The organism is Streptomyces sp. GQFP (genome assembly GCF_021545335.1).
Lineage (GTDB): Bacteria > Actinomycetota > Actinomycetes > Streptomycetales > Streptomycetaceae > Streptomyces.
Genome location: NZ_CP089312.1, coordinates 7159535 through 7181408 on the forward strand (window position 1 = coordinate 7159535; position 21874 = coordinate 7181408).

The 21874-nt window shown below is 68.2% G+C and carries 15 protein-coding genes, 2 tRNA genes and 1 pseudogene; 8 read left to right on the forward strand and 10 right to left on the reverse strand.

The genetic code is table 11. The features are described 5' to 3' along the window. Positions 1 to 118: 118 nt before the first annotated feature. From LUX31_RS32360 to LUX31_RS32380, 5 genes are all read left to right on the forward strand, one after another. A complete protein-coding gene (locus LUX31_RS32360; protein ID WP_235478856.1) occupies positions 119 to 376 on the forward strand; it encodes a hypothetical protein in 258 nt (85 codons plus the stop codon). A 374-nt stretch (positions 377 to 750) separates the two neighbouring features. After that, positions 751 to 825: transfer RNA gene (locus LUX31_RS32365), tRNA-Ile, on the forward strand. Between the two features lie 618 nt (positions 826 to 1443). Continuing rightward, positions 1444 to 1683, forward strand: coding sequence for a hypothetical protein (locus tag LUX31_RS32370; protein WP_235478857.1), 240 nt, complete (start codon positions 1444 to 1446; stop codon positions 1681 to 1683). A gap of 1 nt (position 1684) precedes the next feature. Next, on the forward strand, positions 1685 to 2188 hold the full coding sequence (locus LUX31_RS32375) for a hypothetical protein (RefSeq protein WP_235478858.1): 504 nt from the start codon (positions 1685 to 1687) through the stop codon (positions 2186 to 2188). 625 nt (positions 2189 to 2813) lie between these two features. Beyond that, complete coding sequence (locus LUX31_RS32380; RefSeq protein ID WP_328285711.1) at positions 2814 to 3545, forward strand: FadR/GntR family transcriptional regulator; 732 nt, start codon at positions 2814 to 2816, stop codon at positions 3543 to 3545. 174 nt (positions 3546 to 3719) lie between these two features. Here LUX31_RS32380 and LUX31_RS32385 read toward each other — a convergent pair whose 3' ends face one another. The 9 genes from LUX31_RS32385 to LUX31_RS32425 form a co-directional block, all read right to left on the reverse strand. Next, positions 3720 to 4682 (reverse strand): C40 family peptidase, encoded by a 963-nt coding sequence (locus tag LUX31_RS32385; RefSeq protein ID WP_235478859.1) that lies wholly within the window; start codon positions 4680 to 4682, stop codon positions 3720 to 3722. 6 nt (positions 4683 to 4688) lie between these two features. Further along, a complete protein-coding gene (locus tag LUX31_RS32390; protein ID WP_235478860.1) occupies positions 4689 to 5735 on the reverse strand; it encodes a replication-relaxation family protein in 1047 nt (348 codons plus the stop codon). A gap of 95 nt (positions 5736 to 5830) precedes the next feature. Next, the gene (locus LUX31_RS32395; protein WP_235478861.1) at positions 5831 to 8329 is read right to left on the reverse strand and encodes a helicase HerA domain-containing protein; all 2499 of its coding nucleotides are present in this window, start codon (positions 8327 to 8329) and stop codon (positions 5831 to 5833) included. A 52-nt stretch (positions 8330 to 8381) separates the two neighbouring features. Further along, the gene (locus LUX31_RS32400) at positions 8382 to 9212 is read right to left on the reverse strand and encodes a GP88 family protein (RefSeq protein ID WP_235478862.1); all 831 of its coding nucleotides are present in this window, start codon (positions 9210 to 9212) and stop codon (positions 8382 to 8384) included. Between the two features lie 108 nt (positions 9213 to 9320). Then, positions 9321 to 11099, reverse strand: a complete 1779-nt coding sequence (locus LUX31_RS32405) for a VirB4 family type IV secretion system protein (protein ID WP_235478863.1) — start codon at positions 11097 to 11099, stop codon at positions 9321 to 9323. 122 nt (positions 11100 to 11221) lie between these two features. Further along, positions 11222 to 12397, reverse strand: coding sequence for a PrgI family protein (locus LUX31_RS32410; protein WP_235478864.1), 1176 nt, complete (start codon positions 12395 to 12397; stop codon positions 11222 to 11224). Next, complete coding sequence (locus LUX31_RS32415) at positions 12394 to 14013, reverse strand: hypothetical protein (protein WP_235478865.1); 1620 nt, start codon at positions 14011 to 14013, stop codon at positions 12394 to 12396. Before LUX31_RS32415 ends, LUX31_RS32410 begins: the two co-directional genes overlap by 4 nt. A gap of 332 nt (positions 14014 to 14345) precedes the next feature. Beyond that, positions 14346 to 14648: a pilin gene (locus tag LUX31_RS32420; protein WP_235480134.1), complete on the reverse strand. Its 303-nt coding sequence runs from the start codon at positions 14646 to 14648 to the stop codon at positions 14346 to 14348. Between the two features lie 113 nt (positions 14649 to 14761). Next, on the reverse strand, positions 14762 to 15751 hold the full coding sequence (locus tag LUX31_RS32425; RefSeq protein WP_235478866.1) for a hypothetical protein: 990 nt from the start codon (positions 15749 to 15751) through the stop codon (positions 14762 to 14764). 2430 nt (positions 15752 to 18181) lie between these two features. Here LUX31_RS32425 and LUX31_RS38020 point away from each other — a divergent pair. Continuing rightward, a pseudogene (locus LUX31_RS38020) lies at positions 18182 to 18580 on the forward strand (recombinase family protein); the annotation flags it as partial. An 868-nt stretch (positions 18581 to 19448) separates the two neighbouring features. Here the strand turns inward: LUX31_RS38020 and LUX31_RS32435 are convergent. Next, positions 19449 to 19521: transfer RNA gene (locus tag LUX31_RS32435), tRNA-Arg, on the reverse strand. Positions 19522 to 19734: 213 nt separating this feature from the next. Here LUX31_RS32435 and LUX31_RS32440 point away from each other — a divergent pair. Beyond that, the gene (locus LUX31_RS32440) at positions 19735 to 20625 is read left to right on the forward strand and encodes a DUF5655 domain-containing protein (protein ID WP_235478868.1); all 891 of its coding nucleotides are present in this window, start codon (positions 19735 to 19737) and stop codon (positions 20623 to 20625) included. A 585-nt stretch (positions 20626 to 21210) separates the two neighbouring features. Beyond that, positions 21211 to 21858: an HAD family hydrolase gene (locus LUX31_RS32445; protein ID WP_235478869.1), complete on the forward strand. Its 648-nt coding sequence runs from the start codon at positions 21211 to 21213 to the stop codon at positions 21856 to 21858. Positions 21859 to 21874 lie beyond the last annotated feature (16 nt).

Here is a 21874-nt window from a genome sequence, read left to right on the forward strand (position 1 = left end):
TGGTCGGGCCGCTTGGCGGAGGCGTCATCGGGACCGACGGTGCCTGGGGCGCGGCTCTGATCGACTTCCGTGCGGCTCGCTACCAAGCCGACACGTAGGCGAAGAGCAGTCGTGAGCAGTGGCTACGCCAGAGCTCGGCTTCGGGCACAACAACTGCGGCTCGCTGTGCGTCCGTGGCGGTCACCGGCGCTGGGCACACGTACTGGAGGTCTTCCCCGAGCGGTACGCGGAAGCCGAACGCCAAGAGCAACAGCTACGAGCTGAACTGGGCGACGTGGCGATCTTGCGCGACCGATCCGGCGGCTGGTCCCGCCCGCTGACGCTGACCGAATTCCGCGAACGCCAGCAAGCCTTGCAGAGCGCCTCGGCGGCGTGAGACCTGGCCCCGGAGCCTCCGCGAAGCAGACCAGAGCCGAAAAGCCCGAGATCGAACTCGACCGCGGTGGTCGTGGAATGGCCTTCGCGTGGGCCAGTTGAGAGTTCGAGGACTGGCCCAAACGGGACTCGGCGGGAACCTCTGCATGATCGGGAATCGGCCGGATCCGGGCGACGTAATTGGGTGAGGTGCGCCACGTTCGGGTGCCACCCACGCGGACCCGCCGCCCCCCTTTTTTCCCCGTCGCCCCGCGGGTCCAGCGCCGCGGAATAAGCGCACCCCTGAGACCAGCGGCCCGAACTCGCATGTCCGGTTCTGGCCGCTTCCAGGGCCGCGCTCCGAACCCTGTTCCGCGGAGCGTGGCCCATCTACCTGGTTGCGTAGCTCAGTTGGTAGAGCGCCGATCTTATAAGTCGTTGAGGTCGCGGGTTCGAGTCCCGCCGCAACCACCCTCGATCAAGTCACCAGGAGGTTCGTATGGGCCTCAACTTCCCACATACCCCGGCCCATTCGACCCCGACAACTGGAAGAAGAAACCGCGTACCGCTTCGACCCCAGAGCCTCGCGCTGGCCATGACACAGGCCGTGACCGCGTCCATCGTGCCGAACTCCGCCTGGCCCGCGTCGCGTGCGCGCGCATCGCTGCAGCAGTCGGCGACCTCCTCACCGACGACGCCCCCCGCCTCGATGCACCGTTCAGATATCCGATTCGACCGGATTGCCCTCGTGATTGATGGGTCAACGGCATCTCACCGCTCGGGATGGCCTGGGACCTTAGGCAACCGGGGAAGGAGAACGGCATGTCCCTCCTGGTCAAGCTGCTCAGGCTGCCGGCGTGACACTGAGCGAGGTGATGGTGCTGTTGGGAGAACCCGATCTTCACCGGGTGGGGACCGAGGCCGCCGTCGCGATCCTGCAGAAGCCGTCCAGGCAGCCAAGCTCCTCGTCCACAAGTGTTGGACTACGTCGAGGCCGGCATCGACCGGGGCGGCAACTGACCTGCAGCGCCGGGCTCCGCAGGCGTCCCGAATGCGGGAGACTGCCGGGGGAGCCTGGAGGTAGGGACAGTGAAGATCGATTTGGCTCAAGCCCGAGCCACAGTCAAAGAACTGGCCGAAGAGCTTGAAGCGCTGGACGGGACGGAAGTGATTGATAGGCCGAGCCGCGCGGCACGTCTCCAGAACAGCCACACCAGCCGCACGCTGCTGCGCCTGTCCCACCTCGGTGACCGCGTCTCCGTGGAGATTATGGGCGTGTACCACGACTTCAAGCGCCGGGACGATCCGCCGCAGGCAGGTGATCGCTGACGTGAACCAGGACACCGAGAGCTTGCTGTTCGACGTTGCCGGCCGACTGGAGCGGGCCATCATCGACCGGGACTGTCCGGCGATGGTGGCGTTGCAGGGCGACCGTACTCTCGTGCTGTCCGACTACGACTATCTGCGCGACGAGCCCACTGCCGCGGCGTTCGAGCATCGCGCGGCGGAGAGAGCCCGGGAGATCCACACCTCCCGCTTCGTCTTCGCCGTCCCGCAAGTCTGGGTCGACACCGACGACACGGTCCAGGCGCGAGCAGTGTCCAACCACCCGCTGCGCGAGGACGAACGTGAAGTTATCGCCTGGATGAGTTACGACGCCCACGACGGGGTGGACTACGGATTCGTGCCGTATGTCCGCCGGCCAAATGGGGAGCCGATTTTCGCCGACCCTGAAGTCTTCACAGCCCTTGTCCGCCCCCGTGAGCAGGCGCCTGGCTGGACCCTGCTGCGTGCCCTCATGGAGGACGGCACCGAGCCGACCGACACGTTGTAGTCGTTCGGCCCTTCCCTGCTACGGGACCGTAGTCCTGCCGCAGGGCGCAGTACTCGATGGGCACCTCTTCGTTCGCGACCTCGCAGAACCTGGTCCGGCGGACCGTCCGACGAGTTGCGAGTCGACTTCCTCGTGTCCGCGTCGCCATTGGTGTGCCATGGGTAAGGGTGCTGTCGCTGGCCGGGCACCGCCCGTCGGCCATCTACGGCTCAAGGCGGCCCCGCCATGTCATCCGCGAGTCGGTCCCAGTGTCAATACCGGGCTGAGTCTGACTGCGGCACCGCACTTGAGGATCGATCCCTTGCAGGCGCCACCTCCGTGTTCGTCCCGGCGGACGACGACTTTGAACGGTGCGAGGGCAGCTCTCGCGACGACAGTCCATGAGACGGGTGCGCCCCGCTGAGGGCGCCCAGTGCTCGCGGTAGGTGTCAGTGGGCGCCACCGGTGCCGAGCGTGGACGAGACGACCACCTTCCCAAGATCGGTATTCGGGGAGTCCCAGGCCCCGTATTTCTATGAAGGAATTTTTTTCGGAGAGATCAAGGAGTGGCTATGAAGAGCAAGCGCTGGTTCATTAAGGGCGAGAACGACACGTGGCGACCGACCGCGAGCGAGGAGGGCCAGCCGTGAGCACCCCCAGCATCAACGGTCGCCGAGGCCGTGGATTGCACGGTCAACTCGTCCAGCAGCTGGGCCAGATGATCGTCTCCGGCGACCTGGGCGCGGACCGCCTGCTCGTGCCCGAGGAGATCGGCCAGCGCTTCGAGGTCTCCCGCACCGTCGTCCGTGAGTCGCTCCGTGTCCTGGAGGCCAAGGGCCTGGTGAGCGCCCGGCCGAACGTGGGCACGCGCGTGCGTCCCGTCAGCGACTGGAACCTCCTCGACCCCGACATCATCGAGTGGCGTGCCTTCGGGCCGCAGCGCGACGATCAGCGCCGCGAGCTGAGCGAGCTGCGCTGGACGATCGAACCGCTCGCCGCCCGTCTCGCCGCCGGGCACGGAACCGACGAGGAACAAGTTCAACTCGCGGCCATGGTCGCGGGCATGGGGCACGCCGTTGAGCAAGGCGACGGGATCGCCTTCTCTCGCGCCGATGCGGAGTTCCACGCCCTGCTTGTCCAGATCGCGGACAACCGCGTGCTGGAGCACCTCTCCAGGATCGTGGCAGCGGCTCCCCAAGATCCCGATGACGTGCTCGGCGGCTGCAGCCCTGGCAACAAGGCCCTGCTGGCGCACCACGCTCAAATTGTGGATGCCCTCGTTACCGGCAATGGCGCGGCGGCCGAGGAGGCCATGCGTCAACTGCTCACCGACCACACCGAGGCAGCTCCTGGATTGCCCACGCAACGCAAGCCCTGACGTGAGTCTGGTTGCGTGCCCCAGGCCCTGTTAGCCCGCCCGAGGCGCCACACTCACCGGCGGCGTCATGCGGCCCCTTCCCGCTCTGCTCGCGTGGAGAATTCTTCCTGTTCTTGGTCGGCGTTTTCTCATACTTGCTGGCAGAACGACGCATACGGTCCGGGAATCGAACATTCAACCAATCGAACGTGTGGTCAGTTTGAAGGGCCTGGTGGCACCCGCGTAGTCGTCTCCCTGGTACCGGTACGGCTCGATCCTGATCGTTTTTCCCGGGCGAGGGGCATCGATCATCTGTCCGCCTCCGGTGTAGAGGCCGACGTGGTGGATGACGCCGCCGGGGTTGCCGTAGAACACCAGGTCTCCCGGCTTGAGTTGCTGTCCTGCGGGGATGCGGGGGCCGGCATCGTATTGCGCCTGGGCGGTACGGGGCAGGGAGATTCCGGCGGCTGTATAGGCGGCTCTGGTCAGGCCGGAGCAGTCGAATCCCGCGTCGCCGGTGCTGGGGCCGTTGCCGCCCCATTCGTAGGGGAGTCCGAGCTGTCCTTGGGCGTAGTTGATTGCCTGCAGGGCGGCGGCGGTCGGAGTGGCGTCGGCGCCGAAACCTGCGCCGCTGGCGTACGCCTGGGCTTGGGTGAGGACGTCTGAGACGTACCAGTCGGCGTGGTTGTAGGCGTAGATGGCGTCGGTGAGGTTGCGGCCGTCGCGGGCGCCGGAGTCGCACAGGTACGCGGCTGCGGTGTAGATCGCGTCGTGCGCGTTGTACGGCGAGGGCGGAGTGGCTCCGCCCTGCGGCGGCGGGTGTTTGGCGATGACGCTCTGAAACGTGGGGAGCAGGAACTGCATGGGGCCGCGGGCGCCGGCGTCGTTGGTGCCGCTGTGCACACCTGGGAGGGCGGAGCGGCCGTGGTCGGACTCGGTCTTGCCGACGGCCGCCAGGACGGACCAGTCCAGCCCGGGACAGGTGGTGGCGGCGCCCATGTACAGGGCGAGGTAGTCGGACGGGATGTCGGTGAGGGCGCTGGCGCTGGGATGGGTGCCGCTGCTGCCGAAGCCGGACAGCATGCCGCCTGCTCCGGCGCCGCCGAGGACAGCGACCAGCATCAGCAGTCCCAGGGCCGCGGCAGCGATCTTTCCCATGAGCGATCACCGCTGTGGGCGGCGGTCCGACGGGCCGGGCGGCACTGGGGAGGGCGGCAGGGGGCCGCTGGTCACGTCGCCGCTGGCCTGTGCAGGGTCACTCGAAGAACTGTTCAACGGCGGCAGATGTGGCCAGGCGTGGGTCAGTTCGGCGAGGCGTAGACGCCGGGTGAGGGGTTGCCGGACGTCCAGGGGCTGCCAGCGGGCCGCCGTGGGGTCGTTGTCGTGGCCGCTGAGGAAGTCCGCGCTGGACGTGGCCACGGGTACCAGCGATGGATCATCGAGGTCGGCCAAGGCGGCTGCCAGGGCTTGGCGGACGCGGGCTTCCCGGCGGGCAGTTGGCACCCAGATCAGGACCGGGGTGATGATCCCGGTGGTGGCGGCCAGCTTGGCGTATCCGGCGAGTTTGCGGCCGACGCGGTCCGGGCGCTCGGTGCCGAAGTCGAACTCCAGGAACCACTCGAACGCCGTCGGCACGGGGCTGTGCTCGTGCCAGAGGCCATAGGCGTCGGGGCGGACGATGTCGCCGAAGTGCCTGGCGCAGCGTGTCTCGGACCACCAGGTGGTGAGTCGGCCGGAGGTGTCCGGGCGGCGGGAATGTGCGACGAGGGCGCTGAAGAAGCCGTTGGTACCGACGGTGTGGGCCAGGTGCAGGGAGTAGGCGACGCCGATCGCCCGGTCGTGCTGGTAGTCCAGGTCGCGCAGGTCTAGACCGTCCTCGCGGGCGAGCAGGGAGGCCCCGGCGAGGTCGAGTACGTAGTGCATGGGGGCGGTGCCGTACGTGACGAAGGGTTGGAACCGGTCGATCAGCCGCCACCGGTACAGCCGCAGCAGCCGCATGTTGGCCGCCCGAACGGACGGCCAGGCCATCTCGACGATCTGGTGGGTGGTCAGGACCCGGTGTTCATAGAGCACGCGCGCCAGCCACCGGTCCCGCTCGGTCATGCGGGTGGCGAGTTGGGCGACGTAGCCGCTGGTGACGGCGGTGCGCTGGCTGGGACGCTGGGGCTGGTGCCCGCGCAGGGAGCGCTGGGGCGTGGGATTGGTGATCAAGGCGGTGCACCTCCGTAGAGAGAGGGGATCGGGGCGTGGAGCGGCGATACGGCTGGCCGCCGCACATGGTGGGTGCCGGGCGGGAGCCCGAGCGCTCAGGCGGGGCGGCGCGGATCCGCCGTCTGCCCGCCGGTCCCCTTGCGGGTCGAGACCGGCTGAGGGCGGGCGTTGCGGCGCGCGGCGGCGCGGATCCGCTTGGCCCGGCCTGGGATCGCCGACGGGAGCTGTTCGGTGACTGCGGTGAAGGCGGGGGCTTCGGCTCCGTTGACGACCGGTCGTACGGCGGCGTGGAAGGCGTCGAGGTGGGAGAGGTCGTGTGGGGTCAGCCGCGGTTCGGTATGCCGAGCGAGGTGGCGGGCGTCCTCCGGTGACGCGTTGAAGAAGATCTTGGTGCGGGCGTTGGTGCTGATGCCCTCCTCCAGTTCCTTGGGCAGTTGCCGCAGGTACTGGTGGGCCAGTGTCATCGACAGCCGGTAGCCGCGGGCCTCGGCGAGCATGTCCTCCAACGCGTAGGGCAGATTGAGGAAGTTGTGCGCCTCGTCGAGATACAGTCCGGCGTCCTGCCGCTGGCCTTGGGGGATGCGGGCGCGGCGGGTGGCGGCCTGCCAGGTGCGGGCGACCACGATGGAGCCCATCAGGTGGGCGGTCTCGGTACCCAGGGCGTCCTTGGCGATACGGACCAGGCAGATCCCGCCGTTGAGCACCTGGTCCATGTCGATGGTGGAGGCTCCTCCGGCGAGGGCGGCGCGGACGAAGGGGCGCAGCAGGAAGCCACGAAGCTTGTTCATCAGCGGGGCGGTGACCTGGGCGCGGGCAGGGTCGGACAGAGCGTCGTACCAGGACCAGAACCCTTTCAGCACGTCGTCGTGGATCTGGTCGACGGCGCGTTGTCGAAAGGCAGGCACCGATAGCAGCTTGGGCAGGTCGGTGAGGACGGGGATACCAGGGAGATGGCGCAGGGTGAGCAGGCCGGCGCGCAGGATGTCGTCGGTGCGCGGTCCCCAGGAGGAGGCGTAGACGCGGGAGAAGATCGACACCAGATTGTCGACCGTCCGGGCAGCGTCGGCGCCTTCGAGCGGGTTGAGGACGGGCGGGCGGCTCTTGCTGTCGGCATCGAAGAGCACCACCTTCTCGCCCAGTTCCTCGGGCAGGCGCATCAGGACATCGGTGATCAGGTCGCCCTTGGGGTCGACCACCACCAGGCCGCGCCCCGCGTCGGAGTCGGCCAGGATCATGCGGGCCATCAGCTCGGACTTGCCGGAGCCGGTGGCACCGAGGATGTGCAGGTGATGGCGGGCATCCGGCACCCGCAGGCCCACCGGGCGGGAGTGGCCGGAGTCGCTCAGGCCGATAGGCCTGACGGCTGGGCCGACGGTGGCGATCCCGGGCGGGGGCGGCACGGCGCGGGCGCCGACCCGTTCCAGGGCAGGGATGGCTTCGTCCCACGGCAGATGGGCGACCGCGGCCAGCTCCGGAATGGACAGCAAGTCGCCGCCGTCGAGACGGCGTTCAGCTAAATGTGGCAACGGGCGGCGGAGCCGGGCGCGGCGGTAGTAGTTGTGCTCGGTGAAGGCCGCGAACGCCGAGGCGATGGCGTGGCCCCGTCCGCGCAGCCGGTCACGCGTCGCAGCTCGCTGTTCGGCGTTCAGGGTTTCGGGAACGGTCGCGGTGACGACGTAGCGGACGCGGGTCTCGTAGGAGGCGCCGCGCTGCTTGGCGACGATGACCTTGTCTTCGGCGGCGGTGGTCAGCGCGGTCTGCCGGTCCACGACCGGGGCAGAGTGGCGGGCACGGGAGCGGGTGCGCTGACCGGGGGTGATCAGGTCGAGCAGGCGGCCGACGGGACGGGCGGAGCGGCCGGCACGGGTGTGCCGGGCGACTCGGCGGGCTTTCTTCACACGGCGTCCGGTGACGGGCCGGGCCATGATCTGCACGACGGCCTGCTCGTGAGGGCCGAGGCCGACGGGTGCGCCGAGCAGAGCGCGGATCGGGTCGGCCGGGAAGACAGTGCGGAGGGGCAGGGCCTCGCTGCGGGCGAGCCGCATGTCGCCGCCCGCGGCCTCGATCTCCTGGCTCGGGGCCGCGATCTGGGTAGGCGCGGGTGTGGTGCGAGTGCGGGCTCCGGGCCAAGCGGCCTCGACGGCCCGCTCCACCATCCCGGGCGGGATCACGCCGGGCACCCACAAGCGGAGGTGGACGGTCTCGCGGTCGAAAACGTACTCCCAGGCCAGGTGCGGTTGACCGGTCACTCGGCGGCGCCAGGCGGGCCGCAGCAGCCCCAGCAGGTTCGTCCAGAGGGCTTCGGCGCCTGCCGGGTCGGCAGTGGGCGGGGGCAGTACCCTGACCAGCCGTGCGTCCAGTGCGAGGGTCTGGCGGCAGCGGCGGCGCCACCACCAGCGCGCCCAGCCAAGCGCGGTGGTAGCGATTGCCACGGCCGGACCGGCGATCGGTCCCCAGGTGATGGCCCCGCGCGTCGCGTGATCGAGGAGGGTGTGAACGGCGTCTGCCGGGTCGCGCAGATAGTTCCCCAATGGGGAGTCGGGACTGGCGGGAGCAGAGAACCGCGATGCGGCGAGGGCAGGGCCGATCAGCATGTCGAGGAGCCTCCGGTGAGTAGAGAGGAACGCCGACGACGGCGCCGAACCGTCAGGCGGCGCGGTCGCGTTGCCCCGCCGAGGGACGGCCGGGAGCGTCCGGCGCTGGGCTGGCCGCCACCTGCGAACCGCCGCGCTTGCGGCGGGCGGCCTGGCGTTCGGCGTCGACTTCGGCCTGCCAGGAGCGGAAGGTGCGGCCCCCGAGGAGTTTGAGGAAGTGGGGGATCCGGTTGGCCGGGATGCCGACCAAGTGAGGACCGAGCACGGCGAGCAGGTCGTTGGCCTCCTGCGAGTGCCATCCAGCGGCGGCGATCGCCTCTTCGTCGGGGAAGACATCCGCCACCCGGTCGATCGCCTCATCGAGCGCGGAGTCCTGGGTGCCGCCGAAGCTGTAGACCCACAGGAAGTTGGTTGGCGCGTCGGGCTCCACCAGGGCGCGGAACCTGCTGATCTCCTTGGTGTACGCGTAGAAGTTCGTTGTCGGGCGGGCACGGATGACGTGCAACCAGGCGATCACGTAGCCGTCGGAGAAGAAGTCACCGCTGTCATGAATCCTGATCCAGGTACCGCGGAACTTGTCCGCACCGAGTTCCGCGATCATTGCCCGCTGCCAGCCAGGCAGGTCATCGAGCACGAACCGCAGGTTTGCCTGGTGCTTGGCCCGCACGACCGGCCACGTGTAGGTGCCGTGGCGTGCATAACAGACATGCCGACAGATGCCCGCCGAGGGACAGGTGTTGTAGGTACGGCCATCGGGAAGCCGGCCCGCCCACGCGGGCAGGGACCAGTTCCATACGCCGATCGCGCGCAACTCACGGTTCTGGGTCAGCAACCGCGCGGGACGAGGAGCGTTGAGGGAGGGCGTCGATTCGGGAGACGACATGAAGACTCCCCTCGGATGGGGGACGCGGACGTGGTGCGGGACAGCCCAGGCATCCAGGTCGGGTGTTGAGAGCGAGCCCGGATCGCCTGGGCTGGGAAGCGGATTCGGTCAGGTGTCCAGATCGATCTGGACACCTGAATCGGCCTCGAACGCCTCCGTGTCGGGATCGGCGGCTTCCAGATCCAGGAAGGAGTCGTCGGCCGTCGTGGAGGCGTTCGATTCGGCGTAGGCGGCGAGTTCGGCCGGGTCGGTGGTCACCAGGTAGTGCTCGGTGGGCGAGGCGATGGCATGGAAGGCGACCCGTTGGGTTCCGGTGGACAGCAGCCCTTGGCCGCGGTCGGCCGACAGTAGGAACTGCCGTTCGCCCTCGGACAGATCGAACGTCCGGCTGATTTCGTCGATGACTTGCGGGGCCTGGCGCAGCAGGATCTGGGTGGCGGCGTTGGTTACGACCGCCTTCCCCAGGTCGGAGCCGAGTAGGTCGGCGGTGTCCTGGGTGGCCACGGTCAGACCGGCCCAGTGCTTGCGGGACGCCTTGGCCATCCGGAACAGGAACGCGGCTCCGGCTGTTTGGTTCATCAGCAACCAGGCCTCGTCGACGGTCACCAATCGTGGTCGGCGCACCGTGGGGTTGGACACCTGGCGCCAGATGGCGTCCAGGATCAGTAGCGTGCCGATGGGCTTGAGTTCGTCCGCCAGATCGCGCAGCGAGAACACCACGAGGTGACCGTCGGGCCGGGTGGTGGTGGGTCCGGCGAACAGGCCGGAGAACGCGCCGTCGACGAACGGGTGCAGCCGGGCCGCCAGTTCGCTGGCCGTGCGGTCCTTGGAGCGGTGGAGGGTGGCGACCAGATCGGCCAGCAGCGGTGCGGGCCGCGTCCAGGTACGAGCGTCTGAGGTGATGCCCGCCTGCTGGTAGGTCGTGGCGATCGCTTGGTCGAACACGGACCGCTCGGTGGGCGCCAGTTCGACACCGAGGAGCACGGCCAGGACTGTGTGCAGGAAGAGTGCGCGGCGTATCAGGGCGTCTTTGGGCGCGGTGCGGCGTCCGTCGGGGCGTGTGTGGATGGGCAGGTCGAACGGGTTGAGGTGGGCGTCGTCGGTGCCGAGGCGGATGCAGGTGCCGCCGACGGAGTTGGCGAGGCGGGTGTACTCGTCCTCGGGGTCGATGACGTGGATCTCGACGCCGCGGTAGAGGGAGCGCAGCAGCTCCAGCTTGACCAGGTAGCTCTTGCCCGAGCCGGAGCGGCCGAGGATCACGCTGTTGTGGTTGTCCAGGGCGAAACGGTCCCAGTGGACCAGCCCTTGGGAGCCGATGTTGTAGCCGTACAGCACGCCCGAGGGGGCGGCGACCGATGTGGGATCCGGCGGGGGCAGGTCGGGGCTGGTGAACGGGAACGCCGCCGACAGCGCCGCGGTGTCGAAGGTACGGCGCATCCGCACCAGGTCCAGGCCCATCGGCAGGCACGTCACCCAGCCTTGGAGAGTGCGGTACGTGGTGGGCTTGGCGTCCAGCAGCATGCTGGCGGCCAGTGCCCGCACGGCCGCTGTTTCGGCGATCAGGGTGTCGTGGCTGGTGGAGTGGACGGTCAGGTACAGGCCGAGCCGGAACAGTTTGCCCTCTCCGCGGGCGACCCGGGCGGAGAGCTCGTAGGCGTCTTCGGTGGCGGCCTCGATTTGCGGATCGGGGAGTCGTCCGTGGTCCTGGGTGTAGCGGCGGCCGGACTCCATCTTGGCCAGCTGCCGCTTGAGCCGTTGGGCGGCGGTGATGGGGTCGATCGGCTCGATGTGCAGGCTGACGTCCACCCGGCCGGGGTAGGCCAGCAGAGGCTGGAGCCAGCCCGGATGCACCTCACGGGGAAAGCCGGTGACGGCGAAGGAGGCCACCCATTCGCTCCCGACCTGCAGATACCGGGGTGTGATAGCCAGGGCATCAGGACTGAATGCCCCGGCCCCACCCGGGGCCGCCCCCGCCTGTGCCCGCTGCCGCAGGCGGCTTCCGGATCGCTTCACGCAACGCCCCCTGTTTTGAAGCGAGCGCGCCCAGAGCCCGCTGCACCCTCTTCATCGGTCCAGCCGCGAACTCGGGTGGCGGGCTGCTCCGCCGGTGAACCGGCGTTTGTCGAGAACCGGTTTTCCTCGTCGGCGGTGACCGTGGTGATGACGTCGTCGGCTCCGGCGAGCGCCGAGGACGGTGCCAGCAGACTGTCGGGATCGCACGCGGCAGCCAGGACCGCGGTGGCCTGCCCAGGATCGAGCGGGGTCACGAAGACGCCGATGGGGCCCAGGAGTTCGACCGCCTCGCCGAGCCTGCGCACCAGACGCGCCTCAGCCGCACGCCGCGCCGTACCGTCGTCTGGAGTCGGCTGCGGGGCGGCCTTGCGGCGGGTGAGCGCGGCCAGGGGCGAGGTTCCGCCGAGCCCGTCGACCGGGGCGGCTTTGCCAAGGGGTTCGCGCAGGACAAGGAGCACTTGGCTGCGGAGCAGATCCGTCGTGCGGCCGAGCTGGGCGAGGTAATCGGCGTGCTCGCGGGCAGCGGCCTCCAGCGCTGGGTGCGGCAGGGAGGGCGCGTGCGCGTGCAACTCGGCGATCTGATCCGACAGATCCAGGCGTTCGGCTCGGATGAGGATCTGGACGGGGGCGGTTAGCGAGTGCAGGTACCGGCCGAACGCGGCGACCAAGGAGTCCTGTTCGGCCGGGGTGCGCAGCGCGAAGTTGACGGTGCTGCACACCGCCACCACCGCCACCCCGTCAGTGCCGAGGTCGATCACGCCGGTTTCCGTGACACCTTGGGCAGGCAGCCGCAGTACGGCCGGAGCGACCGTAGCGGCGTCCTCCTCTTCACCCACCGTGACCTGCTGGGACAGCCAGGCCGGCGCGGGGTGGATGCCCTCCGGGGCGCTCACGCGGTAGCGGGGGCCCAGTCGCTGACGCAGGGCCGCAAGCACCAGCCGGTCCAGCGCCAACCCATCGTGCTTGCCCAGGACCAGGAAGGCAGCGGCGAAAGCGACGGGGACAGCAGGGATCAGGAAAACCGGCAGCGGCACGAAGATGCGCGTGATGGACCAGGCTCCGTACAGCACGATGCCGGTGACGGCCAGGATCATCAGTTGACGGGCAGTCAAGTTGGCCAGGACGGTGTCCTCGCGGTCGACATCGGAGGGGATACGCACGGGCTGGGTCATGACCGGTCACCTCCCGAGCGGGTGCCGCCGGTACGGCGCGGAAGTGGGGGAGAGGTGCGCCTCGCGGGCGGGGCGCTGGTGGGTGGTGGGGAGCTGAAGACGGCCGGGGGCGGAGCACTGGTGCGCGGGTGCCGCATGGCAGGAGTTCGGGGCTCGGTTACCGGTGGCCGGAAGGCGGCGGTTGCGGGCGGCCGGGTGGAGTGCCGGGGCGGGATGCGGGGCTGTGGAGCGGGCTGTTGGAAGCGTGGCCGGGCTGGTACTGGAGGCCGACCGGTCGCCCTGGTCGCAGGGGCGGGGCCAGTGCGGCCGGGTGCCTGGAACATCGGCAAGCCGGGAGGGCGAGTCGGCCGCGGGGTCGGCCGGGCAGGGGATGTGCCAGATTCCGGGCCGGCGGGAGCCCGGAATTCGGGCATCGGGGGCGGGCCGCTGGCGGGGCCGATCGGCTGGTCCCGCTCGGGGACCATGGGAATCGGCTGGAGGAACAACGGAGGTCCCGGCCGCCGACGCGGGCTGCCGCCCGGCTGGCTTGACCCGCCGGTGGAGGGGCTCCCGCCGCCGCTCCGTCGGCTCGGACCGCCCGCAGACGGCCCTGGCCCGGACGGCGGCGGAGAGTTGGCTGCCCCGCCGGAGCCTCCGGAGGGAGGTGTCCGGCGCGCACCGCCGCCGCGTAGCAACCCGAAGGTTTTGTACATGATGTAGGCGCGGGCCACCCTGCCGACGAACGAGCGGCCGTGCCCGGAGCGGATCGACCCCAGGATCCAGAACGGGATCTTGAAGACGATGTACATCAACGCCAGCGTGACCAGCACGTTGACCAGCCCGTCACCAGTGAGCCCGAACAGTCCGCCGGGGCCGAACCCCCCGGGCGTCAAAAACACCCGCACCCCAGTGATCAGCGCCAGGGACTGAGCGACCTGGATGGCCAGCACGCCGGTGAAGACCTTCCACCACCAGCGGGCGATGCCATCGGTCTGCGGCAGAGCGTGACAGATCAGAGCCAGGGGAGCTGCGACGATCAGAATGACCGTCAGAGCTACGCGGACGACGTACGTCAGCAGCAGAGCGACCAGGACCCCGACGACCACGAGCCACATCAGGACCATGAAGATGCTGCCGTCGGCGGAGTTGAAGGAGCTCAGGACGAAGTCGCGCAGAGCCAGGCCCGCGGTGTCGGCGTTGACGCCGCCGCCCGTAGTGGCGCGGGAGAGGCCGTTGGCCAGCTCGACTGCCTTGCCCGCAAAGAACAGCGACAGCGCGGCAGCGAGGAATCCCAAGGGAATCCGCGGCGCGATCTCCTTGACCGAGTAGCGGGTCTGCACCGTCTCATGGCTCATCACCACGATCCCGGCGAGGGCAATGAGCAGCGCGTAGCAGGCGACAGCGATCTGCCAGGAACTCGCCCACAATTCCCCGACCCGCGGCATCGACGACAGACTCGGCGTGGCCAGCAGCGTGCCGCTGAGCAGATCCAGAAGCGGGTTGAGCGCGAACTTGATCACCGACTTGAAAAAGCCCGTGATCGCACTGCTGATCCCCTTGGCGATCCACCCGGCCACACCACCGACGCCGCCACCGTCGGAGACCTGGGCCGGGGGAGTGAGGCCCGCCGTCGGCACCGCCTCGGCCGACGTGTTGGGCTGAGGGATACAGTCCGCCCCCGAGCACGGGGACGCTGTACCGGACGGTGCCGGCAGGGGCGCGGAGGAAGCGGTCGTGGTCGGCTGCGGGCCGGGGCTCGGACTTGGATCGGCAGAGGCAGAGAACACCGACGCGAGCACGGCCAAGACCACGAGGCCGAGCACCACAACATGATGCCAACGACGCCGCCGGGAGTGGCCGGCCGCACGAGACCGGCGAGATGGTGCCGGACGTACGGCCGCAGACTGGAAGGCACCAGTTGCTCCGGGGAACCGGCGGTCAAGGGCGGCGGTGGCCTCGGTGGTGGTCATCAGGCCCCCACGATCCCCTTGAGGATCTCGACCACCAGCGGGGCCAGGGCGGCCAGCCCGTAGCCCCAACCGGCGCTCTTGAACGCGGTCTTGGCCTTCTCCACCTCGCCAGGTTCGTCCCCGGCCATGATGTAGCGCACGCCGCCGACGGACAGGAACACCGTGGCCAGGCCAGCCAGAATTCCCATGATCCAGGCACGGATGTTTTCCAGCACGGCGTTGACCGATGCCTCCAGTGCCAAAACCTCGACCGTCTCGGCGGCGCCGTGCGCCCGGGTGACTACGACGGCGAGTACCAGCACCGTCAAGCCAGCCAGCCACAGCCCTCGACGCAGCCCAGCACTGTGGGGCCTCTGCCGCGGCTCGTGTTCTGCTGCGCTTTTGGCCATACGGGCACGATCGGAGCGTAGAAAGATCAGACGCATCCTGGCACCTCCGAAGACACATGGGGCGTGCGGGCGGGTGTGGATTCCCCGCACGCGAGAAGGCCGGAATCGGAGCCCGTTTTGGACACTGCCGCCGCGGATTTCCGACCCGGTCGAGCCGGGCCGCCCGGGGACTCAGGAGTGACGCTGCGTGACCTTAAGGGGCTGTGGCTGGTAGAGGCCGCAGGAGTCAGGCTGCTGACGACATGGGAAGCGACAGGGTCGTCCGGGTCGGCGGAGTCGGCCTGCTCGCGCAGGAACGCGACTAGGCGCCGCTCGGCGCGCCAGCGCGCCTTGTAGGCGGCTTCCGTGGTCATGTGATTGCGACTGGCCCAGTCGGTGACGAGGGTTTCTTCCAGTCGGGTGGCACCGATCAGGTCCGCCTCGGTCCGGTTCAGGACCGACTGCCGGACTGCCTCCGCCAACACCAGGTCCGGGTGACCCCACGGCGCCTTCGGAGGCGCCGACCGGAACGCACCGGCCACGGGCATCGGTGCGTCCAACGCCTCACACAGTGCCGCGAACCCGGAGCGGTAAGCGGCCCACCGCAGTCGCACCAGGACACGCGGCCGGTCGACATCGATCGTCGCGAGTGCGCCGAGGAACCCGGAGAGCACCTCGGCATGTACATCGAACACGTCATCGGGGAACCGGGCCGCCAGCCAGCGAGCCACCCCGGCCAGCGCCGGCAGCGCCATACCGGTGCACGCCAGCGTCCACGTCGCCCCGTGCTCCCTCGACTGCCGCACCAGGTGCGCCCAGATCTCGTCCCGGGTGCGCCGCGGACAGCTCCGACGCAGCATCCGGTCCCGCAACTCATTGAGCGGGACAAGCCGGTTGGGTAGTCCCGCGTAGCGTCGCCCGTCCAAGGACAACGGCTGAGGGCCGGTCACCAACAGCGTGAAGCATTCCCTCGCCGTATCCAGCGGCAACGGCTGGCTGATGGCGCGGGCGTGTCGGGCATGATGCCTGTCGGCCATATCAGAGGACTCCTTCACAAGGCGGGAGGATGACGCCTCAAGGAATCCAGGCGGCCGACAAGAAAAGGACAAGACGGCAACAGGGTGATTCGCTGAGAAAGCTAATTTTCTACTAAAGCTGCCTTAATTATTCTCCTTTTCTGTGGAGGTGGTCGTGCTGGCCTGGTGTGGGCTAATTTCGGTCTTAGTAGGGCTTCAGTGGCTCCTGACCTGTATATTTAGTGGCCTCTTGGTGTCGCAGTAGCCGGTCACGCGACCTGTCGGTATCACGGTTCTCGCTCTAAAAGAACTGCCATAGGGCAGGTTTAATCGTGTATCCCGCGTCATGGCGGAAAATCCACAGAGGGCCGCCAGCGGATTTCCTTTGGTCGGTCCGGCCGGGGACCGAGACCGGTGCGAGCTCGACGAAGCAGCAGACACCTCAGCACGGTGTCCAAAACAACCCCGTATCCCGGCCTTTTGCGGTGACAGCGCATCAGATAGCCCATCGCATCCAGGGGAGTGGGCATGACACCACGACCGCACCGACGACCCGCGCGCCGCGAACGGTCCCGGGCGCCCCGGCGCCCCCACCGCTCGGGCTCTGCGTGGGTGATCGCCCGACACTCCGACCACCCTGACGCCCGACTGATCGAACCGCGGCTGATGGAGACGATCGTCCGGGTCGTCGCCAACTGCGCTCGCCCCAGCCACCGCGCGCTGCTCATGGCCCCGCCCTCGCGAGACCGGCCCGATGAGGGTCGGTTGCCCGCCTTGATCGAAGCAGTCAAGACCGCAGGCCAACTCGGCCGCACGATCGAGGTGCTCAGGACCACCCCGGACGTGGCCCGTCGAGTTGATGAGAGCGTCCCGCTGTTCCCGGCCCAGTTGGTACCCGGACTCCTTGGCGAGTCCATCTCTCGCTTACCGATCGATTCCCGACGACTCGGGTACTGCTGCGGACCGACCGTCGTTGACCCACACCGGCGGGACGTGGCCCTCGCGCCCCGGGAGGCCCTGTCGGTGCCGTCCGGGAGCCTTTCAACCATTGGTCATTGCACGAGGGTTGAGTCGCCATACGGACTGGCGAAACCATCGCTCGGTCCGGAGACGGACGTACGACAGACTCCCGTGCGGGAAAGCTCGGGCGTGAAGATCCCAGGCAGCTTCAACAGTGTGCTTGCGTACGTGGATTCGTGCGCAGACGACTGGGCTCGTGGCGCCCCTTTGGCCGTCTTTGCGGGGACCGTCGGAATTCTCGACTCCGTCACCTACAGCGACGATTCCGGCGACATGGTGAGTCCTCACGGCGCGTGGATGCGCACGGCCCTTCCCGCGTCTCTCATCCAATTCGATCTCCAGGTTCCACCCCCCGCGCCGCCTGGGCGTAGAGCCCAACAGCAGCTTCAGCCGGCCGCTCCCGGAAATGGGGAGCACGCTCTGAGGACACTGCAATCCGGATACATGGCTCGTATGCGACTTCGGTTCCGCCGAAGCCATTTCGGCGTTACGCTGAGTATTCCCGTCCAGCAGCTTGGTAGTGGACAGCGGAATCGAGTGGTGCTCGCCGTGAAGGCTGAGCACGGCCGACCTCAGCACGGTCGGGCGGAAACGAGCCGCCGTGACGTCCCTCTTCCCTTGAACGGCGTTCCCGGCGATCACCCGTGTCCTGCACTCCGCAATCGCGGGGCCGATGACCGTCTGAGCGGATACCGCCGCCATGGCTGAGACGTCAGACGAACGCCGTGGTCAGTTCCGGGCGAAGAAGAAGGTCCGGATGACGTTCGAGATCCAGGTCCTGGACGGCCCAGAAGGAGCTCAACTGCGCCGCGAACAGGCGCGGGTGATACGGGAGGTGGTCGAATGGGTGGCCCGGCAGCGGTCAGATCCTGGATCGAGCAGCGCGCCAGAGCCGCGGAACCCCCGGTAGGTACGGCACCGCAACTGATCAGGGTGGCCTGGGTGGGCAGGACCTCCACCCGTGATCTGCAGGACCCCACGCTCTCGTTGCCGCGCCAACTGCGCCACAGCCAGATCGCCTTGCCCGAGAACGCCATGATCGTCGCGCACTTCTACGACGTGGAGTCCGGACGGATGGCCCTGGACACTCGCGGACGTGGCACCGCGCACGAACAATTCGAGATCCCGATCCCGAGGGATGGCGGCATCCAGGACCTCCTGGAGGAGGCGGAACGTCCGGACCGCCGATTCGACGCGGTGATCTGCGAGGCGATCGACAGAATCGCACGCAACACGTACTTCAGCACCAAGATCGAATATCAGCTGGAGCAGGCCGGTCTGCCTCTGCTCGCCTCCGACGAGCCGATCGACCTCGGAGGCAATCTCAGGAAGACCAAGGCGGCCACCCAGGTCCTGACGCGACGGGTCAAGCAGGGAGTGGCCGAGTGGTACGTCACTGAGCTGCTGGAGAAGTCGTGGGCAGGCTTCGAGATGCACACCGAGCACGGCTACAACGTCGGAAAGGCGTGTTACGGGTACCGGGGGCAGCCCATCCCGCATCCCGTGCCCGCGAAGAGGGCCAAGGGCGTCAAGAAGACTCTGCTGGTAGTCCACCTGGTCGAAGGCCTGGTCGTGCAGAAGGTGTTCCAGTGGCGGGTCGTGGAGCGCCTGAGTTACGAGGCGATCGCGGATCGGCTCAACCTGGATCTGGTGACCAACCCGCCACCGTCGCCCATCCTGGCCGATACGGCAGTCGGGCACTGGACGTACTCCAACGTCCGCGACATCCTGACCAACCCGAAGCACACCGGCCACATGGTGTGGAACCGTCGCGCCCGCAAGGGTGCGGGTCGCAACCGCCCCAACCCGGTGGAGGAGTGGGTGTGGTCCCCCGAGCCGACCCACGAGGCGCTGGTGAGCCTGGAGACGTTCGTGCAGGCCCAGCAGATCGCTGGCCATCGCGAGCGCTCGCGAACCTCCGGGGGATTGAGCCGGCATCCGCAGGCGCAGCGCAGCTACCGGCTGCGCAGCTACGTGTTCTGTGTGCAGTGCGGCCGACGCTTCTACGGCAAGCCGAGCAAAGGGGTTAGCTACTACGTCTGCGCCCCGAAAAGGGCGTACCGCCCGCCGGAGCATCCGGCGAGCATTTGGGTGCCGGAACCGGGCCTGCTCGACGGCATCAACGAATTCCTGGCCGCGCAGGTCTTCGGCGAGTACCGGTCGGATCTGCTCTCCGAGAGTCTGGACCAGCTGGACACGGACCAGCAGCGTGAACGGCGGGAGCGTGGAGTGGCGCTGCGGGCGGCGATCGAGGAGGCCGAGACCAGGAGCAAGCGCCTCATCCGGAACCTGGAACTCGTCGACGATCCTGGCCGGGAATTCGTTCGCGACATCAACGACCGGCGCGCCGAGCTGCGCGGCCAGCAGTTGGATCTGGAACGGCAGCTCGCCGGACTGGAAGCCGAAATTCAGGAAACGCCGAACCGAGGGCTTCTCTGTCAGCTGCCAGTAGTTCCGGTCGACCTCGCCGCAGTGCCTGAGACGCTCGCGCGGCGTCTCTTCGACGTGCTCCGACTTGAGATCAACTACGACCATCGGGCTGAGACGGCGGCCTGTCGCGTCACGCTGACCGGTGACACGATTGCCGCAGTAGTCGCTATGGCGGACCTTCTGCCCCACTCGGGGCGAGGACGGTCCCGCGCGAGCAAGGAGGAAGGCATGAGTGCGGAGAGGAACCCCTCACAGCCATCCTTCTGTGTGGCGCCCCCGGCAGGACTCGAACCTGCGGCCAAGCGCTTAGAAGGCGCCTGGCTCATCTCGTCGGCAGGTGCTTTGACCTGCCACTTTCTTCCTCGCTGACACGCTGTCAGGGGTTTTGTGGGACGTATGTGGGATGAGGGCACCTCTGGGACGGATGGGATGTAGGGGTTCCCGACTGTGCCAGGTGGTCACCGTCTCACATCTCCTCACCTGTTCGGTGCGCCCGCGCGGAAATAGATCTACCCCTCTCCTGCGTTCTCGATCTTTGAGCCGAGGAGGGGAAGGTGTCGGGCCTGAAGCTGTTCCACACTACGAATGGCGGCGTGACGGAGGTCGCGCCGCGTCTTGCCGAGGTCGAGGCGGATGTGCAGGGCCTCGTCGAGGCGCACATGGAGACGATGCTGGGGGTGCGGTTCCTGGCGAGCGAGTACGTCATCGACTGTGCTGACGGCGGCCGGATCGATTCGCTGGGGCTCGATGAGAACGGGGCGCCGGTGGTCGTGGAGTTCAAGCGCGGTACTGCGGCCGGCGTGATCAATCAGGGCTTGTATTACATGGCGTGGCTGATGGCGCACAAGGACGCCTTCCGGCACCTGGTCCGCGACCGGCTCGGGGTATCGGCCGCGTCCCAGGTGCTGTGGAGCGCACCGAGGTTGGTCTGTGTCGCCGGCGACTTCACCCGCTACGACGCGCACGCCGTACGCGAGCACAGACGCAGCATCGACCTGGTCCGCTATCGGTTCTTCGGCAAGGACCTGATCGGCCTTGAGACCGTGGCTTCCGTCACCGGCCGGACGCCGACCGTCAGACGGCCGCGCCGGGGCGCGGCCGGGCTGCCGCCTGTCCGCGCGCAGGGCGGGGCGCCGGCCAAGCTGGCTGAGGCGGTCGATGAGGTGCTGCTCGGCCTCGGGGACGGCGTCAGCCGGGTGCAGCGCAAGCAGTACCGGGCGTATCAGCGCCTGCGGAACTTCGCCTGCGTCTGCCCGCCACAGAAGACCAAGCTCCTCGTCTACCTCAAGGCCGACCCCAAAGAGGTCGAGCTCATTCCCGGTTTCACCCGGGATGTGACGGAGGTCGGCCACCACGGTACGGGCGACCTGGAGGTGCAGTTGCGCTCCGAGCGGGACGTGGAGCGGGCTGTGGACCTCTTCCGCGCGAGCTGGGCGGCGGCGTAACCGCCCATCGCGTCTGTGACGTCATCGGGTACGGGACTGGGGCTGCTGTGGATGTGGTGGCGATCGTGCCTTCCGACGTAGGGGACAGGTAGTGGCGGTGGACCATCAATGATGCGCGGGATCGCCGGTTTGGCCAACCGGCGATCCCGCGCTATGTTGCCCCGCTTCGAAGCAGGCTGCGTTCACCTACCCGAGCCGTCATCAGCTCGCCGCACTCGTCAGCGGTGCTTCGGCTGCCGGGCGGCCTGCAATGCCAGTCCGCACCGTCCCTGAGCCATCGGGGGACCGAAGCCGTCACTGACCGCGCCGACCGATGCGGGTCAGTCGACGGTGCGTCGACTAGGTCGTACTCGGGGCAGGGCCAAGCGCCCGGAGGCAGGCCCCGGCCAAACTCGTCGAGTGGCACCCGGGACGGAGTGCTCATCGTGCGCCAACTCGTGGATGCCCGGCTCTCGCACTGACGTCGGTCCGATTCGAAGGCCAGTCCGGGCGCGACCACCTACGTTGGTTCATCTTGAGATGACGCGGATCGCGGCCGGGAAACCCACCTGCCCGGAGGTTATGGCTCGTGGTCTACTGCCGGTCATGCCGTTGCTGATGCTGGATCTCGACAACACATTGGTAGACCGCGACGCCGCCTTCCGGGCCGCGGCCACCGCACTCCTTGCGGAGCATGCACTGCCCGAAACCGACATCGAATGGCTGATGACCCTCGACGCGAGCGGCTACACACCCAAACCGGCTGTCGCAGAGGCCATGGTGGACCGCTACGGGACGGCGCTTCCTGAGACCGCTATCCGAACGCTTCTCGATCGTGGCGCCGCTGATCGCGTCGTCTTGGCCAAGACCACCCGCGAGGCGCTCACGAAGGCGCTCACCGATGGCTGGACCTGCGTGATTGTCACCAACGGCCGTACCCTGCAGCAAGAAGCGAAAATCCGCAATACCGGGCTCGAACGGCTCGTACAGGGCTGGGTGATCTCCGAACGCGTTGGTCATAGGAAGCCGGACCCGGAAATCTTCCACGCGGCGGCTCAAGTCGTCGGAGTTCCCCTCTCCGGCGCCTGGATGATCGGCGATTCGCCGCATGCCGACATCGCAGGCGCGAACGGGCTCGGTCTTCGAAGCGTGTGGGTGTCGGGCGGCAGGCCGTGGCCCGAGGACTCATACCGGCCCACCCACGTTGCCAGCGGCGTCTCCTCAGCGATCAACTTTGCCATCGGCACGACGTGATAAACCAGGGGACACG

What these genes read in the sequence shown, in the direction of transcription:
- LUX31_RS32445 (WP_235478869.1), top strand. Translation starts at nt 21,211, where the DNA reads ATGCCGTTGCTGATGCTGGATCTCGACAACACATTGGTAGACCGCGAC.
- LUX31_RS32400 (WP_235478862.1), bottom strand. Translation starts at nt 9,212, where the DNA reads ATGTCGTCTCCCGAATCGACGCCCTCCCTCAACGCTCCTCGTCCCGCG.
- LUX31_RS32395 (WP_235478861.1), bottom strand. Translation starts at nt 8,329, where the DNA reads ATGCTGATCGGCCCTGCCCTCGCCGCATCGCGGTTCTCTGCTCCCGCC.
- LUX31_RS32425 (WP_235478866.1), bottom strand. Translation starts at nt 15,751, where the DNA reads ATGGCCGACAGGCATCATGCCCGACACGCCCGCGCCATCAGCCAGCCG.
- LUX31_RS32385 (WP_235478859.1), bottom strand. Translation starts at nt 4,682, where the DNA reads ATGGGAAAGATCGCTGCCGCGGCCCTGGGACTGCTGATGCTGGTCGCT.
- LUX31_RS32410 (WP_235478864.1), bottom strand. Translation starts at nt 12,397, where the DNA reads ATGACCCAGCCCGTGCGTATCCCCTCCGATGTCGACCGCGAGGACACC.